At 36.7% G+C, this 12,059-nt stretch carries 16 protein-coding genes; 6 read left to right on the top strand and 10 right to left on the bottom strand.

The genetic code is table 11. The features are described 5' to 3' along the window. Window positions 1-37 precede the first annotated feature (37 nt). The 3 genes from H4J76_RS05485 (at window position 38) to H4J76_RS05475 (ending at window position 1,386) form a co-directional block, all read left to right on the top strand. Window positions 38-433 carry an MmcQ/YjbR family DNA-binding protein gene (locus H4J76_RS05485; RefSeq protein WP_182213896.1) on the top strand — a complete coding sequence of 132 codons (396 nt, stop codon included), beginning with the start codon at window positions 38-40 and terminating at the stop codon, window positions 431-433. Window positions 434-843: 410 nt separating this feature from the next. Further along, window positions 844-1,125 carry a DUF6482 family protein gene (locus H4J76_RS05480; RefSeq protein WP_259364960.1) on the top strand — a complete coding sequence of 94 codons (282 nt, stop codon included), beginning with the start codon at window positions 844-846 and terminating at the stop codon, window positions 1,123-1,125. A 3-nt stretch (window positions 1,126-1,128) separates the two neighbouring features. After that, window positions 1,129-1,386 (top strand): DUF3081 family protein, encoded by a 258-nt coding sequence (locus tag H4J76_RS05475; RefSeq protein ID WP_182213831.1) that lies wholly within the window; start codon window positions 1,129-1,131, stop codon window positions 1,384-1,386. A 128-nt stretch (window positions 1,387-1,514) separates the two neighbouring features. Here H4J76_RS05475 and H4J76_RS05470 read toward each other — a convergent pair whose 3' ends face one another. Genes H4J76_RS05470 through H4J76_RS05455 form a run of 4 tightly spaced genes read right to left on the bottom strand, consistent with a single transcriptional unit; the run spans window position 1,515 to window position 3,806 of the window. Continuing rightward, complete coding sequence (locus tag H4J76_RS05470) at window positions 1,515-2,261, bottom strand: SDR family NAD(P)-dependent oxidoreductase (RefSeq protein WP_182230230.1); 747 nt, start codon at window positions 2,259-2,261, stop codon at window positions 1,515-1,517. Then, the gene (locus H4J76_RS05465; protein WP_182230229.1) at window positions 2,224-2,649 is read right to left on the bottom strand and encodes a thiol-disulfide oxidoreductase DCC family protein; all 426 of its coding nucleotides are present in this window, start codon (window positions 2,647-2,649) and stop codon (window positions 2,224-2,226) included. Before H4J76_RS05465 ends, H4J76_RS05470 begins: the two co-directional genes overlap by 38 nt. A 15-nt stretch (window positions 2,650-2,664) precedes the next feature. Continuing rightward, window positions 2,665-3,102 carry a DUF3429 domain-containing protein gene (locus H4J76_RS05460; protein WP_182230228.1) on the bottom strand — a complete coding sequence of 146 codons (438 nt, stop codon included), beginning with the start codon at window positions 3,100-3,102 and terminating at the stop codon, window positions 2,665-2,667. Between the two features lie 29 nt (window positions 3,103-3,131). Beyond that, window positions 3,132-3,806 carry a flavin reductase family protein gene (locus H4J76_RS05455; protein ID WP_182230227.1) on the bottom strand — a complete coding sequence of 225 codons (675 nt, stop codon included), beginning with the start codon at window positions 3,804-3,806 and terminating at the stop codon, window positions 3,132-3,134. A 300-nt stretch (window positions 3,807-4,106) separates the two neighbouring features. Here H4J76_RS05455 and H4J76_RS05450 point away from each other — a divergent pair, with 300 nt between their 5' ends. Further along, window positions 4,107-4,880, top strand: a complete 774-nt coding sequence (locus tag H4J76_RS05450; protein ID WP_182230226.1) for a MipA/OmpV family protein — start codon at window positions 4,107-4,109, stop codon at window positions 4,878-4,880. 13 nt (window positions 4,881-4,893) lie between these two features. Here H4J76_RS05450 and H4J76_RS05445 read toward each other — a convergent pair whose 3' ends face one another. The 6 genes from H4J76_RS05445 to H4J76_RS05420 all read right to left on the bottom strand — a co-directional run bounded on the left by H4J76_RS05445 (window position 4,894) and on the right by H4J76_RS05420 (window position 11,066). Continuing rightward, window positions 4,894-5,328: a hypothetical protein gene (locus tag H4J76_RS05445; protein ID WP_182230225.1), complete on the bottom strand. Its 435-nt coding sequence runs from the start codon at window positions 5,326-5,328 to the stop codon at window positions 4,894-4,896. Window positions 5,329-5,414: 86 nt separating this feature from the next. Continuing rightward, window positions 5,415-7,184 (bottom strand): alpha-amylase family glycosyl hydrolase, encoded by a 1,770-nt coding sequence (locus H4J76_RS05440; protein WP_182230224.1) that lies wholly within the window; start codon window positions 7,182-7,184, stop codon window positions 5,415-5,417. A gap of 13 nt (window positions 7,185-7,197) precedes the next feature. After that, on the bottom strand, window positions 7,198-8,427 hold the full coding sequence (locus H4J76_RS05435) for a glycosyl transferase (protein ID WP_182213817.1): 1,230 nt from the start codon (window positions 8,425-8,427) through the stop codon (window positions 7,198-7,200). Between the two features lie 10 nt (window positions 8,428-8,437). Continuing rightward, complete coding sequence (locus H4J76_RS05430) at window positions 8,438-9,286, bottom strand: mannosyl-3-phosphoglycerate phosphatase (protein WP_182213815.1); 849 nt, start codon at window positions 9,284-9,286, stop codon at window positions 8,438-8,440. Further along, window positions 9,283-10,164 carry a kinase gene (locus H4J76_RS05425; RefSeq protein WP_182213813.1) on the bottom strand — a complete coding sequence of 294 codons (882 nt, stop codon included), beginning with the start codon at window positions 10,162-10,164 and terminating at the stop codon, window positions 9,283-9,285. The genes H4J76_RS05430 and H4J76_RS05425 overlap by 4 nt, the downstream gene beginning before the upstream one ends. Window positions 10,165-10,538: 374 nt before the next feature. Beyond that, a complete protein-coding gene (locus tag H4J76_RS05420; RefSeq protein WP_182213811.1) occupies window positions 10,539-11,066 on the bottom strand; it encodes a hypothetical protein in 528 nt (175 codons plus the stop codon). A gap of 151 nt (window positions 11,067-11,217) precedes the next feature. On the opposite strand from H4J76_RS05420, the gene H4J76_RS05415 reads away from it, so the two are divergent. After that, window positions 11,218-11,805, top strand: a complete 588-nt coding sequence (locus tag H4J76_RS05415) for a CIA30 family protein (RefSeq protein WP_259364801.1) — start codon at window positions 11,218-11,220, stop codon at window positions 11,803-11,805. A 19-nt stretch (window positions 11,806-11,824) separates the two neighbouring features. Then, the gene (locus H4J76_RS05410) at window positions 11,825-12,040 is read left to right on the top strand and encodes a TIGR02450 family Trp-rich protein (protein WP_182213809.1); all 216 of its coding nucleotides are present in this window, start codon (window positions 11,825-11,827) and stop codon (window positions 12,038-12,040) included. Window positions 12,041-12,059 lie beyond the last annotated feature (19 nt).

Raw genomic sequence — 12,059 nt, 5'->3', positions numbered from 1 at the left:
AGCCTTTAATGTATAGAGATAAACGTCAATGAAATCTATGAACCAACAAATGGCTGAGCACTATTTATTAGCTAAACCAGCAAGCTCACTTTATTATCCATTTGGCGATGACGTTAGCGTTTTCAAGGTCAAAAACAAACTGTTTGCAACGATTTCTCATGGTTCAAACGCTAAAAGTGCCAAGGTTGCAGAAGACGCTAAAGGCCACTTTTGGATGAACCTAAAATGTGACCCAGATGAGGCAGAGATATTACGTGATATTTTTCCAGGCATCATTCCCGGCTATCATATGAATAAATCTAATTGGAATACTATTATCTTAGATGGCTCAATTCCTCAGGGCGAGCTAGAGAGAATGATGGATAATTCTTATTTACTAGTGGTCAGTAAAATGACCAAGAAAGATCAGCAGTCAATTCTAATCCAGCTTTAGCCGCTATGGCAATATTGATCATAAACCTAGCTATTCGCTTAAAAGCGTTATCTGTTAATTTAACTGTTTGAACTAATCAATTTACTATGTGCAACCCTTAGCAGTGTGGTTACGCCATTTTGTATATACATACTCTGGGCTTTTTTGATATGAGCAAGGTTACCAGAGGATACACATCTCCACTCATCCATTACATGGAGATGGAGATACCAGACAGTTTTACTCTTCATAGATGTTCCTTAATGGCTGTAGCTGAATACTAGCTAAAGGATAATAGAGAGGAGCATCTTTTGACAAACGAGATATTTTAAGGTGATAGGTTAGTAAAATTCAACTATGAATTTTACTGAAGTTGATCTTTAATCTTCGTATCACCGTAATGATAGCTATACTCAAGTTGGAGAATTATTATGATGAATACATTAACTAACAGTAATCAAGCAACTATACCTACTATTATTGGTGTCGCTGAATCGACTCATTATTTGGTTGGCGCGGTTGATTCTCTCAATAACTTTATTGGTCTAACCCAATCTAGAGATGTTGCTGTGATGGGATCTTTAGTTGAAGCTAAAAATTATCTTCGAGATAATAATATATTTAACGCTGCACTAGAGTATCAAACAGCTTATGATGAAATGTGTGGCACCAGCAGTAGCAATGGTCGATGCAGCCAAATGATTAAGTTTTAACTGATGAAGGATAGACAATTAACGCTAAGAGATTTTTTAGAAATCTATGACCATATCACCAAAGAGGGTACTAAACTCGATGGTGTTTATCAGTATTCTGGTATTAAAGCTTGGCATGACTTTGATGGATATACATGTTGGTTAGGTTATAAAGACTTAACAATAACCTTGTTATTCCATGGCAGATTTTCGATTGAATATGATAATAAAGTGACGCTTGAATCTTTTCATAAAATAGCTGACGGTTTTACTAAAAAATAATCACCTTTAATAAATAATCCCAATAAAAACTGCAAATCTCATTGCAGTTTTTTTTATTGTTTTTAACTTCAATAGTTAAATCAAAAAGTAACCTGGAATAACTAACTTTTAACGGCCATTACTGTCAGCTACCAATTAATAGACTTGCCCTGCCAATCAAGATAACTCAAGGTATGATCAATAGGAGTATCAGCAACAATAGTTAGCAATTGTTTGGCAACAAATTCACTGGTAAAAAGTTTATCTGCAGGGACATTCTTTTGAAAAGGTTTAGACAACGGCGTATCTGTAGTACCGGGATGAAAAGAAATTAGCTTTATATTCTTTGCTCTTCTTGCAAACTCAATAGATGCAGTTTTAAGCATCATATTTAATGCTGCTTTCGATGCCCTATAGCTATACCACCCGCCTAATTTGTTATCATTTATACTGCCGACCCGGGCACTAAAAACAATAAATTTACAGGGTGACTTCCTTGTCAGTATTGGTGTCAACTTCTGAACCCATAACATTGGGGTTAATGTATTTGCGCTAATAACTTGCTCAAATGCTTGTGCATCGAAGTCTTCTAGACGTTTTTCTGGTTGAAATTTATCACTATGCAGTATGCCGTTACAGACAAAGACTTGGCTTATGGGTAACTCACTATGCGCAACTAATTCTGCTATAGCATTGTCTATTGATTGCGGTTGGTAATCTTTAACGATAATTTTTTTAGTTTTAAGGCTGTTTTGCTCCTCAACAGTGTCTTTCTCGTCAATGGCTTGTCGACTAATAAGAATAAGGCCAGTATCAGCCAAAGAAGCTACTTGGGTGGCAATTGCTTTGCCAATGTCGCTATTTGCGCCAATGATCAGTGTTAGTTGATTTATCATAACAAGTTCCTGAATTACAGTTTGCTGTTTTTATGCCAAAAACTTTGGCGAGAAGTGCTGAAATTTGATGACGGTATTTAGCCATTCCTAAGTAAACCCAGTGGCTTAGTGTTTTAAATACTGGCCAATTAAGAGGAGCTACCCAAAAACCCTTACCAACAAGTGTCCAAGCCCTATGCGTGACTTCTAAACCGAGTAGAATTTTACCATTATAAGTCGCGTGTAATATTTTCATAGCGGCTGAAAAATCAATTGCAGGGTAAAGACTTGAAAAATTTTCTTGGTGTATATCGACCAAAAATATGATGTTGTCTTGATCATGCCTTTTTAGGTGGATCATTTCAGTTGCGCACATTGGACAATTGCCATCATAAAATATAGTTAGCATTAATTTTCCTAAAAGTTACTGGGTGGCTAAATAAATGAACCACAGATAATAAGCACTGGTATGCAGTGAGAGAACAATAAAAGTTAGCCAAAAACGCATTCTCATGTAAGCCACATCAACATCGTTTATTTGCTCTGTTATCGCTAATTTTTTTTCATATAAAAATAAAAACATAAAGCTGAATGATAATACTATTAAGGCCAAATCACCGGGCATCAGTAAAGCGGTAAAAGCGATTAAGCTTAATAAATTACTAATAATTTGCTGTGTTAACCGAGTATTGTCTTCGGCTTTACGCCACAATGTGCCAGCAATGAAACTGACTATAATAGCGCTATAGGCTATAAAAGCTTGTTGTGCCCACACAGAAGAGTCTTTTAGCACAACACTTAAATATAAAAAACCTGCAAAAGGTAGTAGACCAAGATAGCCAAGTAACTGCCAACTTTTCATTTTTGTCCCTAGAATCCGGTGAAGCTTATTTAGATTTCAAATGAATTACCGTCAAGTGCCTGGCCATCAAGTGAAATTTCTCTAGGCTGAACTTCTGGCTTAGCATAACTCAATCGTGATAAGCGTTGACTGGTGTGGTAGCTATCTAGTCCTGAAATAGCAACCGTACCCAATGATTCGATATCAATATAGCCATCAGCTTTAATAGCAACTTCATCACAAATAATATCAGTGATTTCACCTATTACTAATTGAGTACCATTAAGTTCGATTGGCACTATCTCACGTAGTTTCAAGGCGTACTTTAAGTGACTTTCTTTAACAAAAGGGGCATTGATACCATCAACGTTATAAGGCGTTAAACCGGTTTGCTCAAATTCTGATTGGTCGGCATTATAGCGTGCTGATGTTTGATGTGCCGCTTGCCAAAAACTTTCATTAACTTGATTTATGGTGAATTGTTTAGTCTGCAGAATGTTTTCTAAAGTATGGCGTTCGACGATGTCTGGGCGAGTAATAAAACCAACTAGAGCAGGCGAAGAGCCTAAATGGACAACAGAGCTAAATATCGCTAAATTGTTATGGTTTTGCTTGTTGCGTGTACCAATGAGGTTAGCACTTTTAAATCCGGATAAACTATTGATCAGTTGAGCCCGGTAGCGTGCATCCATCTTTAACAATTCGTTATGGCTCAAGTGTTTCATTTTAGGTTTACCCGATAATATAATTGATGCTTAACTATACGTAGTTTAGGCCAAGGTCGATCACCTCGCTGAGATATTTTAATTATTGTACCTAGCTAACAATAAAGACAAGGCTGCACTTTACTCTTTGTTATAATTAATATTATTTTTAATAACCGTATTATTAAATTAACACTGAATAAATAGAGTTATGATAAATGTATAACAAGCTGTTACTCGGTTAATTTCATCGGAGGTTTAAACCTCATTGCACTTTTAAACGTATACTCGGTATGATAAAAATCCAGTGAGAATCACCCAATGATACAAAGCATTTATAAAGCCTTAATATTAATTTTAGTTTTTCCAGCTTTTTACGTCTTTTCAGAGCAGGGGACAGTCGTATCTGTTGAGCGAAAAAAAACCGAAGGTTTTTTATACGGCGTAGGTATCAGTGTTAATAAAGAGATATATAAGGGATATAACACCCGAGTAATGCCTTTACCTTTATTGGGATATCAAGGAGAAAACTTATCGGTATTTGGACCATTTATTAATTATAAGTTAATAAATTCGAATCGATTAACTCTCTCCGCAAAATTATCCCCAAGATTCCAAGGGTTTGATGAATCTGATAGTGCTATTTTCGAAGGGATGAGAAAAAGAAAAAGTTCATTTGATGTCGGCTTTGGTGTTGATTATCAACAAAATGATTGGAAAATCGGCTTTTCTTCGATGTTTGATGCACTAAATCGCTCAAATGGTTTTGAGATAAAATCAACGATTGGTCATGTTTTTAGGTATGGGCCAATATTTTTCGAACCCTCAATTTCACTCAGTTTCTTAGATAAACATCATGTTGATTACTATTATGGTGTTTCTAAAGATGAAGTGAATCAAAATAGGGGGGCTTACCTTGGTCACAGTGGCGTTAATAAAAATCTTGGATTTTCAATCGCGACCCCTATTTTTTTTGGCGGATATACCCGCTTAAATCTCGAATACACTTGGTTTGATAAAAGTATTACTGACAGTCCTCTAGTTGAAGACAAAAGCAGTTTACAGTTGCTTTTAGTGTTTACGAAAAACTTCTAGCAGCACCATCAAGCTATACTAATTCGTAAGCTTTTAATCCTTTTTTTGTAGTAAAACCATATTCATTGAGCCAGCTAATCGCTTTATCTTGATCAGAAAATATTCGCCTCTCAAAGTTACTGCGTGTTTCAATTGCCATTTTATCGAGGTACATTTTTTTCATCATTGATTCATTGGCGACTTGCGCTGATTTTTCTAAACCATTTAAAATACAAAAAGCGGCTAACTCATCAACAACAGGGACAATTTCAGGAACACTTATTTGCCAGTCATCTAAGAAGACTAAATGCGCCCATTTTTGTATTTTTAACAATTTCACTTGCGCTATAAATGCTTGTGAAAAATTTTCCGCACACTCTTTATTCCAGGAACCCGTTAAGCGCGCGATAATTATATTATTGCTCACGTGTAATTTGAATTCACCATGAGGTGCAAAATAATCATGCATTGATAATCCCCCCTGCTATTCCAAAGCTAATCTGCAGTTAATACCAAAATTATTTTTAGTATAGCGTTTATTTTTAACTTTTCACTTTATATATTTGATATCCATACTGTTTGATAAGGTGACAAAGTAAGCTCTTGGTTTAACTCTGTTATTTTTACTGCGGTAATAAGTTCAAACCATGATTCGGTAATAATTAAGTTCAGCTCACTCAAGGGTAATACTACCGGTTGATCAGAAATATTACTCACACAAAACATGCTTTGTTTTCGGTCTTTACTTTGTCGCCAAAAGCCAAACAATTGCAAACCTAAATGCAGGGTAAATTGCGTTGCGTTAGGATGAAAGGCGGGTTGTTTAATTCTTAACGCCAATAAAGATTTTAATGATGAAAGCACTTTTGCATGGTGTAAGTTACTGTCATTAAGCGCTTCTTCTAAAGCTTCTACATGCCAGCGACGCCTGTTAATTGCACGGTTATGATGGGTATTTGCTAATTTTTGATAATCATTTTGTGTGCCTAGCATGCTGTGAATGTAGATACCTGGTATGCCTTCGAGGGCAAACATAATGGCATGTGCACAAATAAAACGCTCAAAATTCCACTGATCTTTACCTCGCACTGTGCCTTGCATCGCATCATAAAGTGATATGTTCATTTCATAGGCTTTTTGTTGGCCGGTATCTGTAGTGCGCCAAGATATTTTTCCACCGAAATTTTCTACTGCCTGTACTAAGTTATCCAGCTCAGCTTCATCTAATAATCCTTCTGCCGGGCGTAAACCAATACCGTCATGTGATGCAATAAAGTTAAAATACATAGTGCCATCTTGCGCAGGAGGCATACTCATTAGCCAGCGTTTAAGGTATAAACAGTTACCCGTTAGCAAGGTATTTAATAACAACGGCGGTAATGAAAAGTTATATATCCCATGGGCTTCATTGGCATTACCAAAATAAGTGAGGTTCTGCGTATTGGGGATATTGGTTTCAGTGATAATAACAGCATCTTGTTTAGCTGACTCAATAAGCGTCCTTAATAACCTGACCACTTCGTGAGTTTGCGGTAAGTTAATACTGGGTGTTCCTACTACTTTCCATAAAAACGCGATGGCATCTAGACGAAATATTTTTACACCCATATCAAGGTATTGTTTAATAATAGAAGCGAAAGCTTTTAAAACTTCAGGATTACGAAAGTCAAAATCAACTTGGTCATGACTGAATGTGCACCAAACAAATTGTTTGCCTTTGCCAGTTTCAATTTCCTTTAAGAGGGGCGATGTCCTTGGTCTCACAACGGCTGACAAGTCATCATCAGCAAGAGCCGTAAAAAAATAATCGCTGCCTTGTCCTTCACCTTTAATGAAATTGTCAAACCAGGCACTTCTGCTTGAACAATGATTGATGACGAGATCAGACATTAAACGATAATGTTCACTTATCTGGCCAATATCTTGCCAAGTACCTAACGACTCATTTACCGATGAATAATCGATAACTGAAAAACCATCATCAGAACTATAAGGAAAAAAAGGTAAGATATGCACGCTGTTAATCGTATTGCTAACGTTAGTGTCTAAAAAAGTCTTCAACGTTTTGAGTGGTGCTTCATCAGCCTTAACGATACTATCGCCATAGGTGATCAAGATAATATCTTCTTCTGACCAATGGTTTGAGAAAGGCTTCGCCGCCATTGTTTCTTTAGATAACCCCATAATATCAAGCAGAGATTGGGCAATATCACTTACTGGCTTTTCAAGCGGGACATCGTGATAGATAGTCGAAAGCTGCTGAACTAACTTTTCTTTTAAATTACCCTGCAATTTAGGTGTTAACTGATTATCTTGCGTTGGCATGTGGCACCTTTTTTTATAATGCTTGTCTGAATTCTTCGTTATCTAACTCTACCGCTTCTTTTAGTTGCGATAAAATATCAGGTATGGCGCTAACTACTCTATTCCAAGAAGGAATAAACGGCGTATCCATGGGTTGATCTAAGAAGGTATTGCCCGCGGTTAATATATTCTGTGCGAACATCTCAACTGCTTTTTCTTCATTATGAATATCAAGTTTAAGGCCATTCATCATGGCATCATTTCGATAAGTTTCGACATAATCCAACGCAATACGATAGTAAGTCGCTTTTAATGTTCTGAATTTTTCTGCCGTGAACGTTTCACCTTGGGTAGCAAGTTTACGAATAAAAGCTTTACTGATATCAATAGACATTTTTGATAAACCACCATCAGTATTATCCAAAGATAAATCTTGATGCTTATGATCGTAGGTCGCGGCAATATCAACTTGGCATAAACGGTTAGGCGAATAGTTGCGATACATTTCTGAGAGCACACCAATTTCAAGACCCCAATCACTAGGAATACGAATATCGTTTAATACATCTCGACGGAAAGAAAATTCACCGGCTAAAGGATATAAAAAACTGTCCATGTATTCTAAATAGTCACAATGACCGACTGTTTTTTTCAACGCTTTAATTAGCGGTGTTACTAATAGACGGGACACACGGCCATTTATTTTTCCACCGGCAACTCGTGCATAAAAACCTTTAGCGAACTCGTAATTAAACATAGGGTTAGCAACAGGATAAAGTAGTCTATCTAGTAGTTCACGTTCGTAGGTCAAAATATCACAATCATGTAGGGCAATTGACTCCGCTTTACCCGAAGCTAAAATATAGCCCATGCAATACCAAACATTACGGCCTTTACCCAACTCTTTGGGGGCTAACCCTAGGGCATGTAATTTTGCATCTATCGCTTGTAATCTTGGACCGTCATTCCATAATACTCGGTGATGTTGTGGCAGTTGACCAAAGAAAGTTAAGGCGTGTTTATATTGTTCAAGATCGGCACGGTCAAGACCAATAACTATTTCTGATAAATATTCGACACCTTTAATTTTATTAATAATGTCGGGCAAGGCTTTGCCTTCTAATTCAGAAAATAATGAAGGTAAAATAAGCCCTAAAGAACGCTTTTTAGAGAAGGCTAGTATTTCAGCTGCCATATCTGCTGGTTCACGCTGTGCTAAGTTATGTAGCGTGGTTACTGTACCGTTTTGATAAAAATCAGCCATGGTTTACCTCTTATATAATAGTAGAAGATGAAAGTAGTTGCTTTGCTAGCAAAGTTTGTAGTGCTTGAGCCCAACCCTCAGGACCATAATCTTGAGTACGAGTCGTTTTAAATTGGCGATAGAGTTTGGGGAAGTTATGAACGGGTGAACGAATTTGTACCGCGATATCTGCGGCTTCTAGCATTGGGCTATCATTTTCACCATCACCCAAGGCGATGGTCAGAATTGCAGGGTTATTAAAGTTTTCTCGATATTGCTCTGTTAGCCAAATTAGGGCTTGGCCTTTATCGCAGTAGCCACCGACATGAATGAACCGACCACCTTGAACAACATTGGCTCCTAGATCAATAAGATGCTCTATAAAGCTATTTTTGCTGACCTCATCACCGAACCATTGAATGGGTTCACCATATTGTCTTTGTTGAGCGCGCTTAGCTTCTGTTAACGACAGCCCTGTTATTTCGGTAAGGTCAGCAGCAGACATAGTAGAAAAACCTTGATAATACTTTTTAAATTCATCAGTTTTTTCAGCTAATAAAGTTAACCAATGCTGCCTAGGTAAACAGAAAGATTTTACCCAATAGTCTCCAACAATTTCAGTGTCAGCAGGTTGTGCTGAAAAAGTAGCTATAGGTATATAAATAGCGGCACCATTTTCAATAATAAAGGGGGTATCTAGTTTGAGTTCACGATGAATAATGGCTAATTCAGCTAGGGTTTTACTGGTATTTAAAATAACCGGAATATTTGCACATTTTAATTGCGCAAGTGTTTTATCTGCGGGCCTTGATTGATAAGTGAAGTGATCGAGTAAGGTTCCATCTAAGTCACTAAAAACAAGTGTTCTTAATGAGCTCATCGTACTTCCTTTAGAGGCACATCTTTGATTTGGCGAGCATAATCTAAGTAAAATATTGCGTCAGCAGATTGTGCGATAGTCGTGCAGCTCTGTACGCTAAGTCTCTGAAAATATTGGGTGAAGTTTAATATTTCTTCAGGAGACATTACCTTTGAATTAGCTAAGTTGATGTTTCTAGCTTGTAATTTTTGTTCTTGCTCTAATCGCCATTTATAAACACAGTCAAATGATGGTGCTTGCAGTGCTAACCAAAAATCCATGTTTTTGTACAAGGGAACATAAGCCTCGCTCAGTTGTTGATTAACGTAATTTCGCCATTCACCTTTAGCGTCATACTGCAATTCAAGTTCATTAATAGCTGACCTTAGTTGTTCTTCAGTTTGAGGCTTTACCCCCCAACACCATCCTTCTAATAAAATAATATCTATTGGTTTATCAACCACAGTCCAATGCTCTTTTGGATAGGGTTCATCGGTAGCCTTATTGAATCTAGGGATAGAAAATCCCGTTTTTTTAGCTTTTAATTGCAAAAGTACGTGCTCAAGAGTCGCGATATCATGGGTGCCTGGCACACCTCTTGTTGCTAATAATGGGTGAATATTTTCTGCAAGCTGCTGACGTTTTTTACCTGTTAGGTAAAAATCATCTAAAGACATCACCACCACATTAAGAGGGTATTGAGTTGTTAAATATTCAGCGAGAAAGTCTGTTAATGTTGACTTTCCACTACCTTGGCAGCCATTGATACCGACAAAGTACGGTGTGTTGTGTTTTTTGAATTGCCCCAATATTCGCTCAGCAAGTGGTTGATAATGCAGTCTAACGGTGTCGCTGAATTCATCAGGTAGTTTGTGTTGTTCAATAAAAGCAGAGAGCATAATTTTCACTGTAGATAATTATTCATTATTATCAGAGCTTCAAGTCTTATGCCAGATCATTAGTAAACAGTGCTTTGCTACTAATTTATTGTAATAAAAGGTTTTTATTTGAGGTTAGTGTTTTTTTGAAATGATGAGTAACCGAGGGAATTGCACTGATGTGATTAAGCGCCCCGTTTTGGTGCGGTAAAAATCAAGGGTGAAGTAGTGAGTTAATATGTCGTGCTTCAAAATATTTTGACGACAACGTTGAAGGAAATAAAGAAGTATGGGTATATAAATAGATAAGAATAAACCTTGGGTAAATAGCTAAAATTGGCAAAAAACAGTAACGGTTAATTGCTGTCTCTTGCACAAGTCTCAACAAAGTTACACTAGCTCGATGGCGTTAACTTATCTCTCAACTCATTAAGCGCTGCAACTGAAAAACCGTCATCATAAAAATAAACAATGATGCCATTTTTATCTAACAGTAATACTCGCGCGTTATTAGGGCTTTCATTTCCAGTGAAAGCTTGAACTTTATCACCGTCTTCATAAATTGTAATCACCCCTTTCCAAAGAGGTTTTGGAATACCAGCACGCATACCATTGTCGATAAAAGTACTAAACATTTTTGGGAACAATCCCTGAATAGTCGGGAGCTCATAGACATCGACTTTAGTTTCAGTCATATCTAAACCGATTAACCATCTATCGATATCGAACTGTGAATTCTGTTTGTAGCCTACTAATAATAAAGTAAATTCTTTGTTGAAATCGGCTGGAATATTGACTGTGTTTTCTTCTAATGTTTGTCCGGTAACCGCTGGAAAAGCTTTACCTGTGACTGATTGATTTGTATATTTTGTGCTACAACCTGAGGCAAGGCTGATAAACAATATCAATAAAAAAATGCGCATATATTTTTACTCGTTGGTTATTATTTTAAATTAAATCTAACACTACATACGTTAGAGTATTAATTTTAGCTCATTTTTAGTGATTTTGATCTTAACAAGTTTATTTTGCGTATTTAAAAGGCGATATAGAATACTTAAGTGGAATTTATTGATGCGATTTATTTTAATTTTATGTTTGTTTTTCAGTGCTTATGCCAGTGGTAACAATATTAATAACCAGGCCAATGATAATTCAAGTGGCAATAAGAAGGCTTATATGATTGATTTTTCAAAGCAAGAAAACGGACGCTGGCGGATAACCAATGATGGCGTTATGGGCGGCTTATCAAACGGGGAAATGATATTTGCTCAAGATCATGGTATTTTTAGCGGTAGCATCTCTCTAGACAATAATGGCGGCTTTAGTTCGGTTTTTCGTGCTGTCGATAATCTTCCACAATCTTATAAGAAACTTGTTATTAACACCGAAGGTGACGGGCAAGCCTATCAATTAAGGCTAATTATTTATGTAAATGGCTACCGGTTAGCTTATAAACATGACTTTAAAACCGTCGCTAATAAGCGTGAAAATCATATCTTCGAGCTTGCAGACTTTAAAGCAACTTTTCGTGGAAGGGCTATACCAAATGCGCCTTTACTTAACTCAGAAGATATTAAAGAAGTCGGATTTTTAATGACTAAAAAAGTCCCTGGGCAATTTTCATTATCGATATTTACACTGTCTTTTTTGAAACAATAACTTATACACTAAGGTAAAGATGAATAAAATTAATCCCAAAGCCCTCATCAATAGTAAGTGGACTAAAGTTGATATTACCAATAAAGAAAAACACTTTATTATCACTAAGGTGGAGTTTGACGAAGAACAAAAAGTAATTGCCTGTGTTATCGAAGCGGTGATGACTCATAATGAATACACCATAGATTGGCGGGATCTAAAAGTCAGTGATCAATGGCGGGTCGGCTGGAAATAAATTTACAATTAAGTCACTA

The organism is Colwellia sp. BRX9-1 (genome assembly GCF_014077195.1).
Taxonomy (GTDB): Bacteria; Pseudomonadota; Gammaproteobacteria; order Enterobacterales; family Alteromonadaceae; genus Colwellia_A.
Note: the sequence above shows the minus strand (reverse complement) of the source record. Positions and strands in the feature narration are given on the sequence as shown.